General features: G+C 69.6%; 26 protein-coding genes. 11 read left to right on the top strand and 15 right to left on the bottom strand.

Going from position 1 to position 21,453, the window contains the following annotated elements; all coding sequences use genetic code 11:
- Positions 1-39: 39 nt before the first annotated feature.
- The 11 genes from RZ84_RS28980 to RZ84_RS28930 form a co-directional block, all read right to left on the bottom strand.
- A complete protein-coding gene (locus tag RZ84_RS28980; protein WP_241777901.1) occupies positions 40-1,290 on the bottom strand; it encodes an ATP-grasp domain-containing protein in 1,251 nt (416 codons plus the stop codon).
- A 54-nt stretch (positions 1,291-1,344) separates the two neighbouring features.
- On the bottom strand, positions 1,345-1,677 hold the full coding sequence (locus tag RZ84_RS28975) for a hypothetical protein (RefSeq protein WP_107068184.1): 333 nt from the start codon (positions 1,675-1,677) through the stop codon (positions 1,345-1,347).
- 56 nt (positions 1,678-1,733) lie between these two features.
- Positions 1,734-2,975, bottom strand: a complete 1,242-nt coding sequence (locus tag RZ84_RS28970) for an MFS transporter (protein WP_043271115.1) — start codon at positions 2,973-2,975, stop codon at positions 1,734-1,736.
- Positions 2,972-3,553, bottom strand: coding sequence for a hypothetical protein (locus tag RZ84_RS35260; protein WP_052230215.1), 582 nt, complete (start codon positions 3,551-3,553; stop codon positions 2,972-2,974). Before RZ84_RS35260 ends, RZ84_RS28970 begins: the two co-directional genes overlap by 4 nt.
- Entirely contained in the window at positions 3,550-4,422 is an 873-nt protein-coding gene (locus tag RZ84_RS28960; protein WP_043267119.1) for a winged helix-turn-helix transcriptional regulator, read from the bottom strand. The genes RZ84_RS35260 and RZ84_RS28960 overlap by 4 nt, the downstream gene beginning before the upstream one ends.
- 29 nt (positions 4,423-4,451) lie before the next feature.
- Positions 4,452-4,862: a hypothetical protein gene (locus RZ84_RS28955; protein ID WP_043267116.1), complete on the bottom strand. Its 411-nt coding sequence runs from the start codon at positions 4,860-4,862 to the stop codon at positions 4,452-4,454.
- A 12-nt stretch (positions 4,863-4,874) separates the two neighbouring features.
- Positions 4,875-5,318, bottom strand: a complete 444-nt coding sequence (locus RZ84_RS28950) for a hypothetical protein (protein ID WP_052230214.1) — start codon at positions 5,316-5,318, stop codon at positions 4,875-4,877.
- Complete coding sequence (locus tag RZ84_RS28945; protein ID WP_043267112.1) at positions 5,315-5,776, bottom strand: hypothetical protein; 462 nt, start codon at positions 5,774-5,776, stop codon at positions 5,315-5,317. The genes RZ84_RS28950 and RZ84_RS28945 overlap by 4 nt, the downstream gene beginning before the upstream one ends.
- A gap of 108 nt (positions 5,777-5,884) precedes the next feature.
- Positions 5,885-6,235: an SH3 domain-containing protein gene (locus tag RZ84_RS28940; protein WP_043267110.1), complete on the bottom strand. Its 351-nt coding sequence runs from the start codon at positions 6,233-6,235 to the stop codon at positions 5,885-5,887.
- A gap of 203 nt (positions 6,236-6,438) precedes the next feature.
- A complete protein-coding gene (locus tag RZ84_RS28935) occupies positions 6,439-7,164 on the bottom strand; it encodes a hypothetical protein (RefSeq protein WP_043267109.1) in 726 nt (241 codons plus the stop codon).
- 41 nt (positions 7,165-7,205) lie between these two features.
- Positions 7,206-7,877, bottom strand: a complete 672-nt coding sequence (locus RZ84_RS28930) for a hypothetical protein (protein ID WP_241777900.1) — start codon at positions 7,875-7,877, stop codon at positions 7,206-7,208.
- A gap of 182 nt (positions 7,878-8,059) precedes the next feature.
- On the opposite strand from RZ84_RS28930, the gene RZ84_RS42400 reads away from it, so the two are divergent.
- Positions 8,060-8,194, top strand: coding sequence for a hypothetical protein (locus tag RZ84_RS42400; RefSeq protein ID WP_277816887.1), 135 nt, complete (start codon positions 8,060-8,062; stop codon positions 8,192-8,194).
- 193 nt (positions 8,195-8,387) lie between these two features.
- Here RZ84_RS42400 and RZ84_RS28925 read toward each other — a convergent pair whose 3' ends face one another.
- The 4 genes from RZ84_RS28925 to RZ84_RS28910 form a co-directional block, all read right to left on the bottom strand.
- On the bottom strand, positions 8,388-9,005 hold the full coding sequence (locus tag RZ84_RS28925; protein ID WP_052230213.1) for a DUF3631 domain-containing protein: 618 nt from the start codon (positions 9,003-9,005) through the stop codon (positions 8,388-8,390).
- Positions 9,002-9,490: a hypothetical protein gene (locus tag RZ84_RS28920; protein WP_043267107.1), complete on the bottom strand. Its 489-nt coding sequence runs from the start codon at positions 9,488-9,490 to the stop codon at positions 9,002-9,004. Before RZ84_RS28920 ends, RZ84_RS28925 begins: the two co-directional genes overlap by 4 nt.
- Positions 9,487-10,140: a DUF4913 domain-containing protein gene (locus tag RZ84_RS28915; RefSeq protein WP_063772714.1), complete on the bottom strand. Its 654-nt coding sequence runs from the start codon at positions 10,138-10,140 to the stop codon at positions 9,487-9,489. The genes RZ84_RS28920 and RZ84_RS28915 overlap by 4 nt, the downstream gene beginning before the upstream one ends.
- A gap of 168 nt (positions 10,141-10,308) precedes the next feature.
- Positions 10,309-11,064, bottom strand: a complete 756-nt coding sequence (locus RZ84_RS28910; protein ID WP_043267105.1) for a DNA-methyltransferase — start codon at positions 11,062-11,064, stop codon at positions 10,309-10,311.
- 515 nt (positions 11,065-11,579) lie between these two features.
- On the opposite strand from RZ84_RS28910, the gene RZ84_RS28905 reads away from it, so the two are divergent.
- The 10 genes from RZ84_RS28905 (at position 11,580) to RZ84_RS39255 (ending at position 20,695) form a co-directional block, all read left to right on the top strand.
- A complete protein-coding gene (locus RZ84_RS28905; protein WP_043267103.1) occupies positions 11,580-12,695 on the top strand; it encodes a C40 family peptidase in 1,116 nt (371 codons plus the stop codon).
- A gap of 122 nt (positions 12,696-12,817) precedes the next feature.
- Complete coding sequence (locus RZ84_RS28900; RefSeq protein WP_043271105.1) at positions 12,818-13,132, top strand: DUF6112 family protein; 315 nt, start codon at positions 12,818-12,820, stop codon at positions 13,130-13,132.
- Positions 13,132-13,812 carry a hypothetical protein gene (locus RZ84_RS28895; protein ID WP_043267102.1) on the top strand — a complete coding sequence of 227 codons (681 nt, stop codon included), beginning with the start codon at positions 13,132-13,134 and terminating at the stop codon, positions 13,810-13,812. Before RZ84_RS28900 ends, RZ84_RS28895 begins: the two co-directional genes overlap by 1 nt.
- Before the next feature lie 30 nt (positions 13,813-13,842).
- Positions 13,843-15,225, top strand: coding sequence for an SCO6881 family protein (locus RZ84_RS28890; RefSeq protein WP_043267101.1), 1,383 nt, complete (start codon positions 13,843-13,845; stop codon positions 15,223-15,225).
- Positions 15,226-15,315: 90 nt separating this feature from the next.
- A complete protein-coding gene (locus RZ84_RS28885; RefSeq protein ID WP_043267098.1) occupies positions 15,316-16,791 on the top strand; it encodes an SCO6880 family protein in 1,476 nt (491 codons plus the stop codon).
- A 13-nt stretch (positions 16,792-16,804) separates the two neighbouring features.
- Positions 16,805-17,392: a DUF4259 domain-containing protein gene (locus tag RZ84_RS35640; protein WP_078894778.1), complete on the top strand. Its 588-nt coding sequence runs from the start codon at positions 16,805-16,807 to the stop codon at positions 17,390-17,392.
- A 25-nt stretch (positions 17,393-17,417) separates the two neighbouring features.
- Positions 17,418-17,888, top strand: coding sequence for a DUF6238 family protein (locus RZ84_RS28875; protein ID WP_043267096.1), 471 nt, complete (start codon positions 17,418-17,420; stop codon positions 17,886-17,888).
- Between the two features lie 22 nt (positions 17,889-17,910).
- Positions 17,911-19,425, top strand: a complete 1,515-nt coding sequence (locus tag RZ84_RS28870; RefSeq protein ID WP_043267094.1) for a VirB4 family type IV secretion system protein — start codon at positions 17,911-17,913, stop codon at positions 19,423-19,425.
- A gap of 83 nt (positions 19,426-19,508) precedes the next feature.
- Positions 19,509-20,036, top strand: coding sequence for a hypothetical protein (locus RZ84_RS39260; protein WP_043267092.1), 528 nt, complete (start codon positions 19,509-19,511; stop codon positions 20,034-20,036).
- Positions 20,036-20,695 (top strand): hypothetical protein, encoded by a 660-nt coding sequence (locus RZ84_RS39255; RefSeq protein ID WP_043267089.1) that lies wholly within the window; start codon positions 20,036-20,038, stop codon positions 20,693-20,695. Before RZ84_RS39260 ends, RZ84_RS39255 begins: the two co-directional genes overlap by 1 nt.
- Positions 20,696-21,453 lie beyond the last annotated feature (758 nt).

Raw genomic sequence — 21,453 nt, 5'->3', positions numbered from 1 at the left:
CGGCAAGCGTGGGGAGAAGGCGCAGCGGGAGGTTCGCGGTTAGGTGGCGGGAGCCGACAGTTGGGGTTCGACGGCGAGGGTCAGGTGCCCCAGGGCCTCCTCAGCGCGCGCCTGGGCTAGCTGGGCCGTGGGCCCGGTGGTGATCAGGAATCCGGCGCGGGCGCTGAACCTATCTCCGTCCGGGGGAAGGACGACCGAGTCGCCGACCGTGCGCTGGAGGCTGAATCGCTCCAACCACGGTGCCTGGGCGGCGAAGGCGCCGTCGAGGTGGCAGTGGGTGAGAGTGCCGGAGATGCTCGGGTACAGCAGCCGGATCGCCGCTGCCGCGGGGCGCATCACAGTCAGGCCGGGGGCCTGGCCGCAGGCGATGTCGGCGGCGGCGCGGGTCAGGTCCACGCCGGTGGCGAGGTGGACCAGGTGTCCGATCATGTCGCCGCCGAGGCGGGCGTTGACTTCAATGAGGCGGGGGCGACCCGAGACCAGGCGCATCTCGACGTGCTGGACACCGTCGGTGATGCCGAGCGCCTTGATGGCCGCGGCGGCGACAGGTGCCACCTGGTCGAGCAGCGGATCGGCGCCATCGACGCTGTGGGCGACTTCCTCGAAGAACGGCGGATCACCGAGAGTCTTGCGGGTGACGGCGACCGCGGTGGTGTGGCCGCGGTGGGTGACGCACTCGACGGAGACCTCGGGACCGTCGAGGAATTCCTCCACGAGGACCTTTACCCTTCCGTCCCCGTCGTGGGCGCCGGCGGCGGTGAACTCGAAGGCACGGGGCAGTTCCTGAGCGCACTCGACGCGGATGACACCCACGCTGCCCGCGCGGTCGGTCGGTTTGAGCACGATCGGGTAGCCGATCGTCTCGGCGGCCAGTGCCGCCTCCAGCAGGGAGCGGGCGGTGATCGACACGGCCGAGGGGACGCCGTGGCGTGCGAACAGGGTGCGGGCGGTGGCCTTGTTGCGGGCGGCTTCCATCACCTCGGGGCTGTTCGTGGGAAGGCCGAGCTGTCGTGCCAGGCTCGCGGTTTGGACGAGGTACCACTCGGTCCACGTCATCACACCCGCCAGTTCGTGCCGCTCGGCCAGGGCCTGGCCGGCAGCGGCCAGCGCCTGGACGTCGTCGGGATCGGCGATCTCGAAGTCGGTGATGAACTCCTGCTCCCACGTGGGCGCGGCAGGAGTGATCAGGACGACGTCGTAACACGCGGCGACGGCTTCCAGGCAATATCCGCGGTATGACTCGTCCTCCGGACCGGAGCTGGAAACAACGAGGATGGTACGAGCGAGCAAGGGCTCTCCAAGAGGACGTGGATAAAGAGAAGTTCACGTACGGCGGTGCCGGTTTTAGGGGGTACGTCGGCGGCGCAGCTCGAAGACGGACGCCCACTGGGGGTGGTCCGCGATCAGCTGCCGCGCGTACAGCGCGGTGTAGTTGTTGTTGAGCCCGCGCAGCCCCTGCGGGAGACGCCAGCGCAGCGCCTCGAACAGTTCCTTGAGCCCGATGCGGGTGGCCCCGGCAGCCAGCCGCTCGGTCGTCAGCTTCTCCAAGGCCGCGTAAACATAGGGGTGTGCGGCGTCGAAGGCGAGGAACTGGTCGGTGATCGTGGGCCTTGATCCTGCACGGGAAGACGGGCGGGGCACCGGGGTAACGGCCGGTGCGGCAGCAGGCGTGGGCATCGGGTGGATCTCCAGGGGAATGGGCGGCAGGACGTAGCAGCCGGGCAGGAGCGAGGTCAGGCGAGGCGGACGCGAAGATCAGGGAGGGTGCGCAGGCGTACGAAGGCGAGACACAGACCGAGGGCCTGCACGACCGCGCAGCCGGTCATCGCGTAGCCGAGCAAGGCGGGCGGCACCGTGGCGACGAGGACTCCCGCCAGCGGAAAGGGCACCAGGAGCAGCAGGATCGTCAGGGAAAGGGTGGCGCCGAACACGGACTGCGGGATGAGATGAGAACGCAGGGTGCGCAAGACCACTGTCATCCCGCCTTCGCCGGCCATGAGCACCGCGATCAGCACGAGATACGCGGTGTAGGTGTGGGTGAGGGAGACGGCCAGACACGCGCTGCCGGCGAGGGCGGCACACAGCGCACCGACGGGCCACAGGCCCCAGCGGTCGATCGCGCGGCGGCACACAGCGACCGCGAGCAGGGAGGCGACGGCCGCCACCGACCAAATCAGCCCCACGTCCGCACTGGAGTGGTCGAACTGCCGGACCACCATCACGGGAGTCGCGGCCTGGAGCAGACCGATCGCCAGGTTGGACAAGGTCAGTCCGCACACCAGCCAGCCGAGCGCGGGCGCCGAGCGCAGCGTCGTCCATCCGATGCGCAGCCCCGCAAGGACCGGCTCCGGAGCCTTGGGCTGTTGGGCAGTGCACTGCCGCGGAGCGAAGACGCACGCGAGCAGTGAAAAGACGGCGATCGTAGCCAACATGCCGGCCGCCCCGGTCCGTTCCAGCAGTAGGCCGGCGACGGCGGGTCCGACCAGGGTGCCGACCTGGTCGATGCCCAGGAGCACCGACTGCACGCGGTGGGCGCGTGTCCCTGCCTGGCGACTGGCAACGCCGCCCGCCGTTTCCGCAGCGATGTAGGAGAACTCAGTGAGCACACCGGTCAAGACGGCGAGCAGCATCACGGTAACCATGGTGGGAAGCCCACGATCCAGCTGCGGCAGGGCGCCGGCGGCGGCCACGACCACTGCGGCCCGCATCGCCGAAGCCAGGCGAAGGACCCGGGTGGTGCCGTGTCGGTCGACCATGGCCCCGGCGACGACGAACGCGCCCAGGCGCGGGACCCACTCCAGCGCGAACGCAAGACCGGTCAAGGATGCAGAGTTGGTGGTGGAGAGGACCAGCAGCGGGATGCCGTACGTCGTCATCGCGAAGTCGCCGGCATCCATGCTGCGTGGCAGGTAGATGCCGCGCAGCACGGTGGGAGCCGGCCGGCGAGCATGCCGGGGTCCGACACCAGATCTCACGCAGCGGGCGCCCACTCATCCTCCGCGTGGGAGGAGCGGAAGCCCGTGTGATCCAGGACGTTCGGATTCGTCTGGAGCCAGGCGGCCAGTGCGGTCTCCGGCCCGTCGAGGGCGGCGAGGGCCTCCAGGCTGAGGACCGATCCACCGGATACGAGCAGCCCGCACGAGTCGCCGATCCGGGCTGCGCCGCGTGCGAGCGCCGGAGCCTGGCCGAGCAGTGCGAGGGCGTGCTGGACACGGGTGACGAAGTCACTGGCCACAGTGGGGTATCGGTGGGTGCGGGCCCAGCGTGCGGCCGTGTCGTACACGCCGGCGAGGTCTTCGCCGCTGGTGGTGAGCCGGTAACGGACCCGTTCATCCTCGTCGCGGTAGATCAGGCCGAAGTCACGGGCCCGCTCGATGGCGTAGCCGAGCTGGGCCGCAGTCAGGTCGTCGAAGGTGCTCTGCAGACTGCCGTGGCGGCGGCTGATGGGGCCGTTGTCGTCGATCTCACTCACCAGGCGGATCAGTGCGGGCAAGGACAGCGCCCGGATCACCCGGCGCGTCTGCGGGCAGTCGACGGTGGTCAGGTTGGTCATCGGCGCGGGCCTCCTGCCTGCGGGAGGGCGAGGGGGCGGGCCGGTATCTGGTGCGAGAACAGGGCCTGGGTGGACAGGACCGGGGCCGCTGCGAGGGGAGCGGGGGCTGCGGGAGCGGGTACGCGGGGCTGGGTGGTCAGCCACGGACCGGACTGGGTCTCAGTCGCGGCCGGCTTATGGCCCCACAGCGGGTGGGTGCCAGCGTCGGCGAGCGGGCGTCCCGTGGCCCAGGTGGTAAGAGCCCGGTAGACGGGGGCGAGCGCGTGGCCGTTGGCGGTCAGGTCGTAGAGGAGCCCTTCCTTGCGGACCAGGCCGTCCTCGACCAGTCGATCCAGCTGGGGATAGACATTGCTGAGTCGGTAGCCCGGCATCGCCGCGGCGGACACCGCCTTGGCACTGGAGGCGCCGCGGGCCTTGAGCACCCACAGGATCGGCGTGGCATGACGCGGGCCGATCAGCGCGAGGGTGTCTTCGATGTTCTGCGCGGGCGGGACCTGCGTCGCGGGTTCCAGCTTCCCGGTGTCCTTGTTCTTCACCAGGGGCTTTTCCAGGTGCACCTCGCCGTAGGCGGCGACCACGGTCAGGACGGGCATCAGGTCGGCGCCCCGTGCGGTCAGGCCGTAGGTGACGTGTCCCTGGGCGACTTCCGTGCGCTGGACCAGCCCGGCCTCGGTCAGGCGGCGCAGCTTGGGGTGGAGCGTGCCGTCATTGAGCCAGGGAAGGCGCGGCTTGATCTCCGCATAGCGCAGGGGCTGTGCGGACAGTGTCATCAGGACCCACACATTCCACAGCGGGGCGATCATCTCCAGCGACTCGGTGACGCGCGAGACGTCGACCTGGGTGGAGCGGGGCAGACCGGTGGTGGCCAAAGGGGTAACTCCTCAAGCGGGCGGGCGATTCAGCGGGTATGGGTGGCGGCGGGCTCTGCCGGCCTCGGTGGCACGGAGGCGCTCATGCGCGGCGCTGCCGAGGCCGACTGCGGGATGGGGACGCGGTGCAGGCTGCCGAGGACGGCGCTCACGGTCTTGGCGTGGGCGTCCCGGGTGGCGACGGAGTCGGCGATCCGGCGGGCGCAGTCGAGCAGGTGACCGGCCTCGAACGTGTCGATCTCCCGTTCCGGAGCGGCCAGTTCACGCAGGCGCTGGAGCTGGTAGTCGATGTTGCGTTCGGCCAGCTGCAGATCGGCGTGGCTGCTGGTCAGGGCGGCGAGCATGGGGTTGGCGTCGGTGTGGGCTTCGAGCGCGGCCATCGGCTGGCCGTACAACTCCTCGATGCGTTGGGCGATCGTCTGGGAGGTGGTGTGGGGCAAGCGGTGGGACTTTCACGGTCGGCGGGCCCGCACCGCACCGGCACCCGTGGGTGCCGGTGCGGGCGGGAGCGCGGTGGTCAGCTTCGGCTGGGTGAACTGCACCGGGTGCTCCACACGCGATCCGGGCGAGGGCATGGTTCGCAGCAACTCACCGAGGGCGGCGACATACCCGTCGCGGCCAGCCAAGGCCGCCTCCAGCCACTGCGCGTCCATCCGCAAGTCGTCGGCCGACAGCTCCCCCAGATCACGGTCCGCAGCGGTGGATTCGTGGACCCGGTCGCGGACCCGAACGACCTGCTCCTCGGCCAGGGCCAGCCAGGAGCGCAGCTCCATGGCACGTGTCAGAGCGGCAGAGGCGTCGGGGCTGCCGGCCTGCTCGTACAGCTCGCTCAGGGAAGCTCCGAAGGCTTCGGCCAGCGCCTTGTCCCAGCTGGTGGACTTGTGCAGCACACTCACCGCAACGCTCCCCGTACCGGGACCGACGGTACCGAGGCGGAGCGTGGTGCCGGAGCGGTCTGCAGGGCCGGACTGCGGCGCGAGGCCGCGTCCGCTCCGCGCCAGGCACCCGACCCCCTGTGCCCAGGGGAGTTGGGGTCGAGGTAGTGGCGCACGGCCACCGCCCGTCCATCACGCACCGATACGGCTGCGTTGACCTGGTGGGCCAGCTCCATGACCGGATCGTCCAGCGCGTCGCCGACGGCGCTGTCGAGGGCTGCGAGGAGGGCGTCCTCGGCCTTCTCCAGCGCCTCCTGGGCCTCTGCGAGCATCCCGTACCACTTCACGACGACGGTGGCGTCGTTGTTGGCGTGCGGGGCTGCGGCCACCGCCTGGCGCAGATCACCCAGCGGCATCTGGAAACGGGCCTCAATCTGTTGGGTGATCACGCCCATCACGTCGTCGGCGTCGTCGGACACGACACGACTCCTTCCTGTCAAATGCGGGATACAGGGACGCGCGCTTCGCTGCTCAGGGGCGAAGGACGAGGAAATGCGCCGCCGCGAATTCGCGGGACAGGGCGCCTGTTAGATGTCGATGCACGTGTAGACCTCGGGGTAGACATACGAGCCGGAAACCCAGCCCTCTACGCCCGTGGCCTTGTCGGTGATGTAGTGCCAATTGCCGCTGGTCTTGTGGACCACAAACGACTGGCCCCTGTAGAGCACGCCGAGGGCGGTCGACGTGGCACTCGCCTTGGAACGGATCGTGACCGCGCTCGTGTGCACGGTCCACGGTCCGGGCCGGTCACACGGGCGAGTGGCCGGCGCGACGGCCGGAGCCTGGGCCGGGGCAGCGCTCGCGGACGTGGCGGCGACGAGCGGAAGGGTGAGCGCGCCGAGAACGGCGGCAGAGACAGCTATGCGGGTGGAGCGCATGAGGAATTGATCTCCATAAGTGAGGAAGGGAACGCGAAAACAACCCCCGGGCTGACGCCGGGCGGGTCACGTTCAAGAGTGCGGAGAATCCCCGGTTTCGCTAACCGGGGATGTGCTGCTATGTTGCGCACTTCTCCGGATGCCGGCGCCTCGTGAATTCATTCCGAACAAGCACTGCGGCATGCGTGAATTCGTCTTTTCCATCAGCGAGTTGGACCACTGCGAGGCGCCGGGGGCATGGGAACGCCGGGCAACGCGGACGGTGCGATGTGCCGGGTCGCAGGCGGGGCGGTCGGTAGAGGAACACCCTCGCCCGACCAGTGGGCCTCCCACCAGTTGATGGCCTCCTGGAAGGTCGTGAAGCCGCCCTCGCGCAGGGTGTGCGTCCAGGTGTCCGCGTCGACCTTCTCCAGCAGCACCCGGAAGCGAAACGGTGCCTCCTCGTCGATGGCGGCCAGGAGCACCGTGATCTGCCGACGGTCCGGGGAGTCGTCGGTATAGCTGGTGACGAGGGCGAAGTAGTCGCCGTCGGACGTGAGGCGGTCCTCCAACGCCTTGGTCGCCTCGTCCGCCGGCGAGGTGCCCATGCCCTCGCGCAGCCCGATGGACTCCTTCGGACAGCCGCGGGCGATCAACCAGCTCTGCGCCATCGCGGGCAGAGGCAGTTCCTCGTGCTGGAAGCGGAAGGTGCGGGCGTCCACATCGCGCTGCAGATGGAGAGCCACCAACTGCGGCTCTCCAGGGATACCCCAGGTCACCGCGCCGTTGTGCAGAACGTAGTAGCTGTGCCGCTGGTCGTCGGTGTGGTGCTCGGCGAGCGCAGTGAGTTCGGTGGAGTCGATGTCGATGTGTTGCCAGAAGCGCGCGGCGACAAGATCGTTGACGGCTTCGAATCCGTCGAGGCTGAAGTCCGGTGGGGATGGGGGCATAGGAGGCTTTCCGGGGCGGGGGGGCACGGGGCGGTGCCTGTTCAGCGGCGGGCGGTTGAGGCAGTGGGCCAGCTGCCGGGCCGGGGCGCGGGAACGGCGCCGGGCGCCTTGGCCGACCGCGGGGCAGTCAGAGCCGTGCGGCCGGTGTCGGTCAGCGTGACGGGCTGGCCGGCCGTGAGCGGGTGAGAGGTGTCGCGCACCGCCAGACGGGCTTCTTCGAGGCGTTGCAGCTGGCCGTAGGGGATGCGGGTGCCGGAGGCGGTGACGACATACAGCTGCTGCGTCAGCAGGTTTTGGTGGAGTTTGGCGCCTTGGGTGATGGCGAGCAGCGCGGCGATGTCGGGCGCGGGCAGATCCGGTACGTCACGTAGAGCTCTGTCGCGGGCTGCGGCTTCAACGGGTTCGAGCGCGGCCATGGTCTTGGCCTGCTGCCGGTCTCTGGTGCGGGCTGCGTCCTGCAACAGGTCGACGGTGCGATGGATGCGCTCGAACAGCGCGTTGTCGACCGGATACTGGCCGGAGGAGAGGCTGTGGAGCTGGACCCGGTAGAAGGTCACGGAGTGCTCGGCCTGGACGAGCAGCCGGTGTGCGTCGACCAGCTGCGTGTGTGCTTCGTCGAGCAGGTCGCGGTCGCGGTGCTGCCACAGCCGGTCGATGCTGTGGCCCACGGCCGCCTCGATGCGGTGATCAAGCTGGGTCAGAGCCTTCTTCACCGGAGCATTGCGGGCTATAGGGAGGTTCCTTGGGGGATAAGGGGGCCGGTGCGCGAGAGCGCTGATGCTGAGGCGCAAGCGCACGTCGAGGTGCGATCCATGCCGCGTGTGCCGGACGGGCCCAAGGCGGCGCAGGAGGCGGAGCATCGGCGGGTTGACGCTGCGGTGTAGGCGCCCAAAGGGTGGGTGTGCTCGGCTGCGTGCCGGGCGAGGGCGGTGCCAATGCCGCGGTGCTGATGGGCGTCTTCGATCTGGAGCCCAGGTCGAAGACGCCCGTCTCCGGGCTGCTGGGACCGGGCGCAGACGAGGGCGATTGACTCGTCGTCGCCGCCGCGACCCCACCAGCACTCGGTGTGAGATAGCAGCTGGCCGAGGGGCGGTGCAACGGGTGCGTATGGCCCTGGCGGCGCAGCAGACATGCCGGGAACAACACTGGTGGAAGGCCCGGTGGGCGGGGAGTCCTCGGCCGTGACGCGCCGCAAGGCGTCGAGGGCCAGGGCTTCAGCCCGATCAGTCGGGCAGCGCGGCCTGCAGGGAGCTTCGCAGGTATCCCTTGAGCTGGTGGGTGCCGAAGCGGACATTGCGCGGGCGTGCCCCGTACGGGGCCAGCAGTCGGCCAAGGCGCAGCGGCGTGAGTTCGGCATACGACCAGCGGTCCTCCGCCATGCCGGGCAAGTGGCGCAGGCGGTCGGTGAGTTCGGCCGAGGACATGGCGGCGGGGTCGCCCGCGGCGGCGAAGGCGTCGAGGCAGGCGTGGACGATCGTGTGTACGGGTTCCTGGCAGGACCGGCAGTCCGCGTCGTCCTCGGCGTCGTCCTCGGCGTCGTCCTCTTCGCCGTTGTCGACGGTGCGGGAGCCGCAGCAATCGGTGCTCAGGAGGTTCGTCAGCTCGGCGCCGGCCAAGGCGCGCAGGGCGAGGACGTCGGTGAGCTGCTCCAGCTGCGTGTGGGTGTCGGCGGAGCCGCCGTCCAGCTCGCCTCCGGCCACCTCCAGGAGCTGCTGGTCGAGCTGCTGAACTCTGCGGTAGGTCTCCAGGATCGCCCGGTGGTGGGGGTTTTCCTGCGGGTGCTCAAGTCCGGCGATGACGGCCATCAGGTCATCGAGGCCGGCGGGGAAGTGGGTCGTCAAAGAGTGCGGTCCTTCGGGTTCGGGGACAGGGCAGGGCGGGGAAGGCCGGGTACCGCGTACGGTGGCGGGCCCGGCTTGGGGGCGGGGCGGTGCGTCTGTAGCTGCGGAGAGCGTGAGCGGGCAGCATTGGCGAGCGCGCTGGTGGGGTGGCGGGTGATGCCCAGGCGCGTGCGGGCGACGTTGTACACGTCGTGCTGGGCGCGCGGGCGTATGGCCACCACGTGGATCTCGGTGCGGTGTGCCGAGTCCGGCGGAGCCGGGCGCTGGGCGTACACGACGCGCCAGGCGTTGCGGTGATCGACGTACAACTTGCGGTAGTCGGCGAGTTCGGCGGTGAGCCTGGTGCCGAACAGCTTGGCGTTGACGACGTCCTGGAGCTGGGCGAGGACCAGGTCGCGGATGTCGCCGGGGGCCGCCAGGAGGTCGGTCAAGGCGCGCGGGTCGAAGGAGAGGCCGAAGGCGGGCCGGTGCTCGGCCCCGCTCATGCGGCGGCCTGGTCCGGCTCGCCGTGCTCCGGCTTGTCCGCACAGGCGGCGCGCGAGGAGCGGGTGGAGGGGGCGGGGCCGGGCAGCAGGCGGTGCGCGGGGCGGTCCGGGTCGGTCATGCACGCCGAGAGCGGTCCGCCCGGGGCGCGGACGTGGGCCAGGCCGTGGGTGAGGAAGTCGCGGTGCCACACGAACATGCCGCTGGGTCCGGACTCGGGGTCCTTGTGCTGCTGGTAGGCCATCCACAGGGCGTGGAGCCAGGCGACGACGTCGTCGTGCTCCTGCCACTCCTTGCACCACGGGGCTGCGGTGGTGACCTCGGCACCGTAGGTGTCCATGAGGAAGCCATCGACCCAGTCCGACAGCGCGTCTAGTTCGTCCTCATATTCCTCGCCGTCCAGTTCCAGGATCGGGCGCGGCTCTGGCGGTGCCTGGGCCGGCGCTCCTGGCATCCCGGGAAGGTTGGGCATGCCGAACGCCGCGAAAGGTGAGGGGCTCGGCGGTGCGGCGAGGCTGTCGAGCTGCCGGGACTGCTCGGCGGTCTGCTCCATGAGCTTGCGGACGCTGGCCTCGATGCTCTCCAGATTCGAGTCCGGCAGCCGGACGGGTTCCGTTTCCCCGTCGCCGGGGAGGTCTATGGATTCAGGCACGAAAGGGTCTCCTTGAGGCCGCTACCAGTGAGCGTGAATTGCGGCTCCACGATCCAGAGAATCCCCGGTTTCGCTAACCGGGGATCCGGTGCTATAACGCATCGCGCGGCACGAGGGAAAGACAGCCCGGAAGGCTACCTTCGCCCCGTGCCGACCTGCAGATCGTGCTTAGGCGGACAGGACGAAGTCGTCCTGGGAATGGATCTGTTGCATCGTCTGCAATAGCCGCTCATTGGCGACCTCGGCGTACTGCGGCGTCTTTTCGATGCCGATGAAGTCGCGTCCCTCCAAGAGCGCAGCGACCCCGGTGGAGCCCGATCCGGCGCAGAAGTCGAGCACGGTTCCGCCCGGCGGGGCGATCTGTACCAGCTGCCGCATGACGTCAACCGGCTTCTGCGTGATGTGCTTGCGGGCCTTGCCCGAGGGCTGCGACGCACTGTAGAGACCGGGCAGATACACCGGATTGCGCGAGGCGTCGATCTTGCCCTTGGCGCCCCACACGATGTACTCGCAGTCCTGGCGGAACTTCCCCTTCTGGGGCCTGGCCTGGGGCTTGTGCCAGGTCAACAGGCCCAGCCACAGCCAGCCGGCTGCCTGGAACGCATCGGTAGTGGCAGGCAGCTGACGCCAGTCGGTGAACAACAGCGCCGTTCCACCGGGCTTGGTGGCGCGGTGCGCCTCGGTCATGATCTGCGTGAGCCACAGCGTGTAGGACCGCTGATCCATGTTCTCGCCGGTGAAGTCCGGCAGCGTGTGCTGCGCGTCGGCCGAGGTGTACTTCTGCCGTGCACTGCGGCTGGTGCGCTCCTTGGCCGTCCGCCCACCGCTGTTATACGGCGGGTCGGTGATGACGGAGTCGACACATTCATCCGGGAGCGTCGCTAGCACGCTCAGCGCGTCGCCCTGATGTAGGGAAAAAGGCAAAGGGGATACCCCAATTCGGTCAGGTGAGGATGGGTTGAATCACTCCGGCTCACTCACAGAACCCGGCGGGGGAGAAACAGGCATGAAGATGCCCTAGGTCCACGACGCGGGGAGCGAGGGGAGGAAGTGCCAAAACTGTAGGGCACGATCCCCGGTGGAGCGGTGTCGCCGCCAAACCCCCCGGAATCAAGCCTTGATCAGACATGATTTCGGCAACCGGGGATCTGGGCTTACTGTTTTGGAGTTGCCCGGCGGACACCGCCGATGGCCCTCCCCCTCCCCTGCCCTCACCGAGGTAGCCCCTTTGCCCCGACACACCTGAACCCGACCGACGCACTCATGACGCGAGGTGCAACTCGCCGAGTACGTCGGGGCCCCGATTCACCCACCACCGACCGCCGTGGTCCTTCCACCCACACGCCCGCGCGGCCGGGACTTCACCCCTTCAAGGACGCCCTTGTGACAACTCCCCACCCACCCCTGCTTGAATCCCTGTCGCCGGGAGGCGGGCCGGATTGAAGGCGATAGCCGCCGGTATCGGCGTCGTCGTCCTCTCCCCCCTTCTCCTCGCCGGAACGGCCATGACCATGGCCACTGCCAGTCAAGCCGCTCAGACCAGCTCCGGCATCGACTGCCAAGGCAGCATCGACACCAGCGCAGTCACCAGCCAGGTCACAGCCCTCCTCAACGGCGCCTCCGGCAAGAACGTCCACATCAAGGGCCTGGACCTGCCAGGCGAGCAGGTCCCCAACGCCCGGACCATCGTGGCGACCGGCATCAGCCTCAACGTCCCTGCGCGCGGGCAGATCGTCGCGCTCGCCACCGCCATGCAGGAATCGCGGCTGCGCAACCTGAACTACGGCGACCGGGACAGCCTGGGCCTGTTCCAGCAACGCCCCAGCCAGGGGTGGGGCACCGCGCAACAGATCCGCGACCCCGTCCACGCGAGCGAGAGCTTCTACAAGGCGCTGCTGAAGGTCAACGGCTGGCAGCAGATGACCGTCGCCCAGGCAGCACAGACTGTCCAGCAGTCCGGCTTCCCCGACGCCTACGCCCAGTGGGAGTCCCTGGCGACCGCTCTGCAGAAGGCGATCGGCGCGACGTTCCCGCACACCGGCGCAGACAAGCCCGCCACCAAGGGCAACACGTCGCCGACCGCCGGCTGTGGGCCGGCCAAGGACGGTTCCGGATACGGGCCCATTCCCGAGGGCACGGTGCCGAAGGGCTACACGATCCCCAAGGACGCTGATCCCAAGGCACGCAAGGCCATCGACTGGGCGATGCATCAGCTCGGCACCCTGTACCAGTGGGGTGGCAGCTGCACCAGCGCGCACGGGCCGGATCCGATGGGGCGGTGTGACTGCTCCAGTCTGATGCAGCAGGCATACGCCCATGCCGGTATCCAGCTCACCCGCACCACCTACACGCAGGTGAATGAGGGCAAGGCCGTCTCCCCCAAGGACCTGCGCCCCGGCGACTTGATCTTCAGTCGCGGCAGTGCCGCACGGCCCGAACATGTCGGGATGGCGCTTGGCGAGGGCTTGGTCATCGAGGCTCCGCGCACAACCAAGCCTGTGAGGATCACTCCGCTCAAGGACTGGACTGTCCTCGCCGTCCGCCGCGTCACCTGACCCTCCTGGCTCGCCACGGCCACGTGCCGGCCTCGGTCGGCGCCTTTTCGCGCACTCGCGCAACTCCCCTCCCTTTCCTTCCCGTTCCGTCGACGTGCGGCCTGCGCAGCAAGGAGCCCGCCATACCCACCTCACTCACCCCTCACCTGTTCAATCTCGCCTTCGACCCGGGCATCTCGCCCCAGGGTGGTGGACTGCCTGGTCTGTCTGTCCTGAAGAACGTCGTCAACAGCATCAACATGTTCGGCCTGATCGCTGTCGTCGGTGCCTTGGCCGTCTCGCTCGGCGTGTGGGCCTGGGGCCACCACACCGGCGGCCACCAGGCCGAAGCCAACGGCAAGAAGGGCGCGGTCGTGGCCGCCGGCGCCGCGCTCGGCCTCGGTGCCGCCAACGGTATCGTCGCCTTCTTCTCGGCCCTGGGGTCGCAGGTCCACTGATGCGCACGCGACTCCCCTCCCTGTCCGGGGTCGGTGCCACCTGGTCGGCCAAGCGGCGCCTCGCGATCGTCGCGCTCGTCATCACCGGCCTGCTCGCCCTCGCCGCCACCGTCGCCCTGTTCACCGGGGGCGACGAGGATCACGACCAGGCTCCCGCTCCGTCGGCAAGCAGCAGCATCGCGCCGTCGCAGGATGCCCCGCAGCCGTCGTCGGGGGCAGGCCAGGTGGCCAAGCCCCCGCAGCTGTCCGAGCCGGTCGCCTACGCCAAAGCGGTCGCCGCCATGCTGTGGTCCTACGACACTCGTCACACCAGTCGCGACCAGCAGCTGGCCGGCATGCGCGTGTGGATGACCCAGGAGGCGAAGTACGCCGACTGGAACTCCGTCGCCGCCCAGGTCCCCGACCCGGTGCTGTGGTCGCGCATGGCCGACAACGGCCAGCACGCCGTCGCGAAGATCGGCGAAGGCCACTTCCCGGCCGCGTTCAAACAGGCCCTGTCCGACGACCCGTCCGCGATCACCAAGGCGTACGTCTACGTCGTCACCGTCAACGGCACCCAGCAGATCGCGTGGAAGGGCGGCGGAGGCGGCGCCGAGGACCGGTCGGTGACCCTGGCCGTGCAGTGCCGCCCAGGCCACGACTGTGCCCTGGCCGCCCTCGCTCCCCGCGTCGTGCCCTAACCCAACCCACAGAAAGGAGGTCAACTCCCCTTGGGTTTCTGCGACTTCCCTCTCGCGGACAAACTCTGCTCCGTTGGTGACGCGGTCTCGTTCGTCTCCAACCCCGGCCAGGCGATCGGTGACTGGATGGTCAAGAGCGCCGGCGACCTCGCAGCAGCCGCCGCCGACCTCGCGGCCAAGGCTGTGAACTCCACCACCAAAGTGGACCTGCGCGCAGGCTGGTTCATCGACAACTACCAGCTACTGCTGCCCATCGGCCTGATCATCCTCGTCGCCACCTTCTGTGCCCAACTGGTCAGAGCCGCCGTCCGCCGCGACGGCCAGGCCCTGACCCAGGCATTCACCGGCACGATGCACGGCGTCCTGTTCGCGTTCTGCGCCATCGCCGCCACCACCGTCGCCATCGAAGTAGTCGACGCCCTGAGTGATGGGCTGTTCCGTACCGCGCACCTGTCGATGGAGACCGCGGTCCGCCGCCTCGTCAAGGTCAGCCAGATCGCCGCGGTCGGCGGACTGGGCTGGATGGTCGCCGTGGCAGTCGGGCTCGGCGCCGCCCTCGGCGCCATCCTCTACTGGTGCGTGATGGTGGTCCGCAAGGTCGGCATCCTGGTCATGGTCACCCTCGCGATCTTTGCCGGCGCAGGCGGCGGCTGGGAAGTCGCCCGCCGGTGGCGCAAGGGATGGATTGAGGCGACAGCCACCCTCGTGGTCTCCAAGTTGCTGATGACGATCGTCTTCGTGCTCGGCATCTCCGCGATGGGCAACACCGAATCCAAGGACGGGCTCGGCGCGCTCGCCGACATCCTGTCCGGCATCGTCATCATGGTGCTGATCCTGCTGTGTCCCTACGCGGTGTTCAAATTCGCTCACTGGGCAGCAGCCGAAGGGACCTCCGGCGAGGACATCCACCGTGCCGGTGGCGCCGGCGCCCAGATGGCCCGGCAGCACGCCGAACGCGCCGGCCGCAAGGCTGCCTCCATGGCGGCCACCGCCGGAACCGGCGGCGCGGCAGCCGGAGCAGGCGCCGCTCAAGGCCCCTCCCCCGGCGGCGGTTTCCCCGGCGACATCGCCTCCAACCCCACCGGCGACGGTGGTTCAGACGGCGGTGGTGGCAAGGGTGGCGGCTCCCAGTCCCAGGCGTCGTCCGGCGGCCAGGGGATCAAGAACGGTCTGGAGAAGGCCGTGCAGCCCCCGCCCACCAGCGCTCGGGATGACACCAGCGGCCACGTAGGCGGCTCCCCCGGCCAGGCACCCCCCGGCTCGGGCGGCTCCCCCTCCGGCCAGGGCAGCGGGTTCATGTCCTCGCCCGCGGCGGGCGCTCCCACCCCGCCGCCGCAGGGCGCTCCGCCGGCCCCGACCACCGGTTCGGCCAGCGGGTTCTCCGCTCCCCCGCCCCCCCCTGCCGGTAGCTGACCCCTCCCTCACGTCGGGGCGGCGCACACCGCGCTGTGTGCCTGTGCCTGTGCGCCGCCCCGGCCCCGCCCGCGCTTCATCGGATCGCCCTTGTCTGCACTCTCCCCCACCTCCCCGCTCCCGGTGACCTTCCCTCACAGGTCCCGGCGCGGCATCCTCCTCGGCCTCTCCCTCCCCCAACTCATCCTCGTCTCCTGTGCATTGGCGCTGTTGCTAGTGACGGTGATCTCCACGGGGCTGCTCGGCGCGATCGTGCTGGCCCCGCTGTGGGCCGCGGTCGCCTCCTTGGTCGCTGTCCGCCGCCACGGCCGTTCGCTGATCGACTGGGCGCCGATCGTCGCCCGCTACGCGCACCGCCGTCGCACCGGGCAGACGTTGTGGCTCGCCCGTCCGGTCTCCCGCCCCCGCCAGGACGGCGTCCTGCACCTGCCGGGCACCGCCGCCTCGCTGAAGGTCGTCACCCCCGGCGACTCCACCAACGGTGCCGCCGCCGTGCACGACCCGCACCGCCAGACCCTGACCGCCATCGCCCGCGTCTCCTCCCGCGCCTTCGCGCTGCTCGATGCCGCCACCCAGAACCACAACGTGACAGGTTGGGGCCGCGCCCTTGCCGGCATCGCCCGCACGGGCCACGTCGCCAGCATCCAGGTCCTCGAACGCACCGTCCCGGACTCCGGCGACACCCTGTCCCGCCACTGGACCGAGCACGGCCACCCCCAGACCCCGGTCGCCGGGCAGGTGTATGCCGACCTCGTCGCCTCCGCCGGTCCGGCTGCCGCCCCGCACGAGGCGTACCTGGCGATCTCCCTGGACCTCAAAGCCGCCAAGCGCCTGATCTCGCAGGCCGGTGGCGGACTGCCCGGCGCGTTCACGGTGATGGAGCAGACCACCTCCGCCATCGCCCAGGCCGCCCGCAGCGCGGGACTTGCGGTGACCGGCTGGCTCACCGCGCGCGAGATCGCCGCCGTCATCCGCACCGCCTACGACCCCGCCTCCCTGTCCGCCCTGCAGCAGTGGTCCCCCTCAGGGAAGGCCGAGGCCGACCCGGCAGCGGCCGGACCCGTCGTCCAGGTCGAGGAATACGACCGCCTCGCCACCGACACCGCCCGGCACGCCACCTACTGGGTCGAAAACTGGCCCCGCACCGAAACCAGCGCGGGGTTCCTTCACGGGCTGATGTTCACCGCCGGCGTCCGTCGCACCCTGTCCCTCCTCTACGTCCCGCAAGCGCTGGAATCGGCCCTGCGCGACGTGCAGCGCAAGAAGGCCGCGATCCTGGCCGACGCTGGCGAGCGGGCCCGTCGCGGACAGGTCGACTCCGAGGCCGACAGCGTCGAATACGCCGACATCAAAGCCCGTGAACGGCAGCTGATCGCCGGACACGCCGACGTCGCACTGACCGGCCTGCTCACCGTCACCGCCCCCACCGACGCCCTGCTCGATGCGGCCTGCGCGCAGATCGAGACCGCCGCCGTCACCGCCCAAGTCGACCTGCGCCGCCTGAACTTCCAGCAGCCCGACGCCTTCACGCTCGGTGCGCTGCCGCTCGCCCGCACCGCTCTGTGACAAGGAGATCACCATGGGCACGTGGAGCACCGGCCCTTTCGACAACGACACGGCCGCGGACTACGCCCTCGCACTCGACGCGGCGAAGCCCGATGAGCGCGAGGCCCTCATCCGGGGCGTCCTCGCCCGCACGGCCCACGCCACCGGCGAATTCTGGGAAGTTCAAGAGGCGGTTGCCGCCGCGTCGGTGATCGCGGCACAGTGCCCAGGCGGTGAATCGGTCGACTCCGCCTACGGTCCGCAGGCAGCCATGCCACCGCTACCCGCCGATCTTCCAGCGCTGGCGGCAAAAGCCCTCGGCCGCATCCTCGACGACACCCACCTGACCACCTACTGGGTCCGTCCCCAGGACGCAGACCGGTGGCTCACCACCCTCACCCGCCTGCACGAGGTACTCGCCCCGCCTCCCACGCTGACGGGCATCGCATCGCATGGCCCAGCCACCCGCGCAACCGCCGACCGCACCCGTCCAGCGCAGCAGAAACCTCCAGTTCCGCCTACCACCGGTGAGTACACCGTCCTCCGGTCCAGGCAGACACACCGCTCCGCGCCCGCCAGTCCGACGAGCAACACGCCACACCACCGGCACCGCCATCGCTGAACCCGCCGTTCCAGCAAGGATTTTCTTGAATTCAGACCGCGCTCCCGACGCGCACCCCTACCTGCGAGCCGCCAGCGCCGGCATTCACCACCACACCCGCTCCCTCACCGGCGCAGCACAGACCGCGCCGCGCCAGGCCGCGGACCGCGTCCACCTCGACACGTTGCACGCCCACCTGACCGCGCTGCACCAGCTGCTCGACCACCTCGCCACCACGACCCGACCCCCGCATCCGGCCGCCGGGCGCCAGCTGGCCACCGCGCACACCCGCCTGTGGCAGTCCGCCGCCGCCGTGCACGAGGCGTTCCACCTCCTGCCCTCAGGAACCGAGGCCGCCACGGATACGCAGTGCCACCCCGAGCGGCTGCCGGAAGGCCCGCCAGTGCTGACCATCTGCCAGCGCCACCTCTGTGCCGGCCACGCCATCCGCCGCAAGACCACCCCCAGCGACCTCAACACCCCGCTGCACGGCCACACCACCGCCTGCAGCCGCTGACCCCGCACGAAAGCCGCTCGCCATGAACCACCGGCCCGCACGCCGCGCCCGCCGCGCCTCCGCCTCACCGCTGTTCACCCCGCACGGCACCGACCGCGCCGCCCGCCGGGCCGCCCGGCGCCAGCTCGCCGAAGCCACCGCCAAGGCACACTCCCAGGCCACAAACCACCCCACCAGCAGCGACACCGACGAACACACCATGCCGCTGCCCCTGTACCCGCCCGCCGGGCGGCCCGGCCCCGCCTCGGCCCGCGCGGGCAAGCTGAAACTGCCCGCCCACCGTATGACCACCGCCGTCGCCGCCGGCGCCTACCCGTTTCTCGCCGAAGGCGGACTCGGCGCCGAGGGCATCTACATCGGCCGCGACGTCCACGCCGAAGCGTCGTACTGTTTCGACCCGTTCGCGCTGTACGGCCGCATCGAGGGATTCACCAACCCGAACGTGTTGCTGGCCGGGGTCATCGGCCAGGGCAAGAGCGCCCTGGCCAAGTCCTTCGCGCTCCGGTCCGTAGCCTTCGGCTACCGCGTCTACGTCCCGTGCGACCCCAAGGGTGAGTGGACCGCCGTCGCCCAGGCCCTGGGCGGCACCTCCATCGCCCTCGGCCCTGGCCTGCCCGGCAAGCTCAACCCCTTGGATGCCGCACCACGGCCCCACAGCGTCTCCGAAGCAGACTGGGCGGGCGAGATCCGCAAACGACGCTTGCTCCTGCTCGGCTCCCTGGCCCGCACCGTTCTCGGACGGGACCTGCTGCCGATGGAGCACACCGGCCTCGACGTCGCCCTCGACGCCGTCGTCACCCGCGCCACAGCCTCCGGACGCACCCCGCTACTCGGCGACATCGCAGCCATGCTGAACAGCCCCGACGAACTCGACGCCGCCGGCGGCATGATGTCCGGCCGGCTCGGCGACGCCTCCCGCGACCTCGCCCACGCCATGCGACGGCTCGTCCACGGTGACCTCGCCGGCATGTTCGACGCCCCGAGCACCATCGCGTTCGACCCCAACTCGCCGATGCTCACCATCGACCTGTCCCACCTCGGCGGCTCCGGCGACGACACCGCCCTCGTCCTCGCCATGACCTGCGCATCGGCCTGGATGGAATCCGCACTCACCGACCCGAGCGGCGGACGCAGGTGGATCGTCTACGACGAAGCCTGGCGCCTGATGCGCCATGTCGGCCTCCTGCAGCGCATGCAGGCCCAGTGGAAGCTCAGTCGTGGCCTGGGCATCGCGAACCTCATGGTCATCCACCGGCTCAGCGATCTCCTCACCGCCGGTGACGCCGGATCCCAGGGTCGCGCCCTGGCCGAGGGCCTGCTCGCCGACTGCTCCACCCGCATCATCTACCGCCAGGAGACCGACCAACTCCACGCCGCCGCCTCCTTGCTCGGCCTGACCTCCGTGGAAATGGACGCCATCGCCCACCTCAACCGCGGACGCGGCCTATGGAAGGTCGCCGGCCGATCCTTCATCGTCCAACACCACCTCCACCCCCACGAGCTGTCGCTCTTCGACACCGACGCCCGGATGCATTGAAAACCCAGTGGGTTCACCAATCCCCACGTCCCAGTCATCAAGGACGCGCGCCGACCAACGCAGCGCCGCACAAGGAGACCCTGATGCCGAGTCCCATCACGCCAACTGCCCAGACCGCGGGGGCTGCCTCGCTTCGGCCAGCCTTGCCTGAAAGACGCCCCTCGGCAGCCGGGTTCATCGCACTCGTCTATGCCTACCTGCTCGCCTTCAACCTGTTGCAGCAGCTCACTGCCACGACGCACACCTCCACCGCTGTCCCCTACTTCTTTCTTGGCGTCATCGACGGATTCATCGCCTTCGCGCTCTTCGCCGCGGTACGGCTACGCTGCAACGAGCCCGAGGCAGGGGTATACGCGTGCACGATGGCGCTTCTTGCAATCTTCGTTCGTGGCATCACAGTCTTCGTGCTCGGTGTCCTGGGAACCCGGCAGAGCCCGGGGAGCGCGTGGCAGCCCGATGACGTGGCCGTCACATGGATGTCTGTCCTGGCGCCTGTCATCCTTGTCTTTACCGTCCACCTCTATGCCCTGGTCACCGAGCACACCGCGGCCCTCGCCCACCACGGGGATGGGCACTGCATCCAGCAGCGGAACCACAGTGGTGACTCCTGATGACGCCTCTGCCGCACCGTCCCCCCAACCTCACTGATGAGGAATGGGCCGACTACCGACAGTGCCAAGCCGAACACGACGACCTTCTGAGTCAGGTCGCCGATCGTGAAGCACAGATAGAGCACGGCTGGATCGATTCCTACGACGAGTACGAGTTCGCCTGGGGCGAAGCTGTTCCCGGCACCCAATCCCCGCAGCCCGCGGTTGAACACGAGCTGCCCAGCACCGCGTTGGGCAGCCGCATGGTCCTGGCCTCACTCGGCTGTACCCCCAAGGATCTGCTCGCACAGAGCCCGCAGATGAGCATCGCCGGGCACCACGCACGGCAGATCGCCGAGACGGCCGCGGCGCTCAACACCGTCCACGCCGAACTCCTCGGCGAGGCTGCTCGTGCCCGGAGCCGACTGGACCGCATCATCAGCGGCCAGGACTCCGGCCAGTCCGACACGTACGGCGTGCTGCAGTCCGCCGGGGTCCGCGTCGAGATCCTCTACGCCCAGCGCGGGCTGCTCGCGCAGCAGCTAGGAGACCTCATAGCCGACCATGGGCCCGTCCCCCGACGGCTGTCAAAGCCCCCCGTCCCGCGGTCGGCGGCCCCACCGCCAAGGCCCCAGCAGTCCGTCGGCCGCACTGCCTCTGCGGGCCCCCACCGGGCATGAAGGCGGGCGATGTACGACGCGCACCTCGGCCAGCTGCCCCCAGGCCGCATCCCGGGCGACCCCTGCGGGGGCCGGCGGGAGCGTAGCCCCTCATGTCCGGTTACCGAAACCGGGATTGTCTGGACTCTTGGACCATCCTCCCGGATGGTGACCGACGCCTTCGGTATCCGTCCCCGGAGCCTGCAGGCGCTTCACGAACCGGACGGGGCCGAGGACATGCTGGCTCAGCTCGTATATGCGCCGCACAGCAGCTCAACCACCTCGACCAGGAGTTCAGGCATCGGGCCCAGTGGGCTGCTGGCGACCTCAGCCGTGCGGCTGCTGGCACGGTGCACATCAATTCCCTGGGTGTCCTCCAAAACAGCGCCCCCAGATCGACATCCTGGCCGCACGACGTGCCGCCGCCATCGCACACCTCAAGGAACTGATCCACGCCTACCGGCACATCGCCACGCTCGAAGGAACAGCACCGCCACAAACACGACAGCCCAGCGCCGTTTAAAGCCACAAAACTCCCGCGGCTGCAACCTCCATACGCCCCTCGCTCAGACGGTGACAGTTCCCTCCACCCACCATCCGCATCAAACGTTCAGCCCGGCGTCAAGCAGCCCTTCCTTCCGAGGAGCCCACCACGACATCCAAGACGGACCAGTCCCACCTCGCTATCTTCGCCCGTCACCTCGCTCATCGGCTGCCAGGCACCTGGTCCAGCTCGTATCACCGCCACGCCAGCCTCGGCGAGCAGGCCGATCTCGGCC

Origin of the sequence: Streptomyces sp. CT34 (assembly GCF_000805335.1) — a bacterium.
Taxonomy (GTDB): Bacteria; Actinomycetota; Actinomycetes; order Streptomycetales; family Streptomycetaceae; genus Streptomyces.
The sequence above is the reverse complement of the archived record's forward strand: the minus strand, read 5'-3'. Positions and strand labels throughout refer to the sequence as shown.

What these genes read in the sequence shown, in the direction of transcription:
- RZ84_RS28975 (WP_107068184.1), bottom strand. Translation starts at nt 1,677, where the DNA reads ATGCCCACGCCTGCTGCCGCACCGGCCGTTACCCCGGTGCCCCGCCCG.
- RZ84_RS28935 (WP_043267109.1), bottom strand. Translation starts at nt 7,164, where the DNA reads ATGCCCCCATCCCCACCGGACTTCAGCCTCGACGGATTCGAAGCCGTC.
- RZ84_RS28895 (WP_043267102.1), top strand. Translation starts at nt 13,132, where the DNA reads ATGCGCACGCGACTCCCCTCCCTGTCCGGGGTCGGTGCCACCTGGTCG.
- RZ84_RS39260 (WP_043267092.1), top strand. Translation starts at nt 19,509, where the DNA reads ATGCCGAGTCCCATCACGCCAACTGCCCAGACCGCGGGGGCTGCCTCG.
- RZ84_RS28920 (WP_043267107.1), bottom strand. Translation starts at nt 9,490, where the DNA reads ATGAGCGGGGCCGAGCACCGGCCCGCCTTCGGCCTCTCCTTCGACCCG.
- RZ84_RS39255 (WP_043267089.1), top strand. Translation starts at nt 20,036, where the DNA reads ATGACGCCTCTGCCGCACCGTCCCCCCAACCTCACTGATGAGGAATGG.
- RZ84_RS35260 (WP_052230215.1), bottom strand. Translation starts at nt 3,553, where the DNA reads ATGACCAACCTGACCACCGTCGACTGCCCGCAGACGCGCCGGGTGATC.
- RZ84_RS28870 (WP_043267094.1), top strand. Translation starts at nt 17,911, where the DNA reads ATGAACCACCGGCCCGCACGCCGCGCCCGCCGCGCCTCCGCCTCACCG.
- RZ84_RS35640 (WP_078894778.1), top strand. Translation starts at nt 16,805, where the DNA reads ATGGGCACGTGGAGCACCGGCCCTTTCGACAACGACACGGCCGCGGAC.
- RZ84_RS28940 (WP_043267110.1), bottom strand. Translation starts at nt 6,235, where the DNA reads ATGCGCTCCACCCGCATAGCTGTCTCTGCCGCCGTTCTCGGCGCGCTC.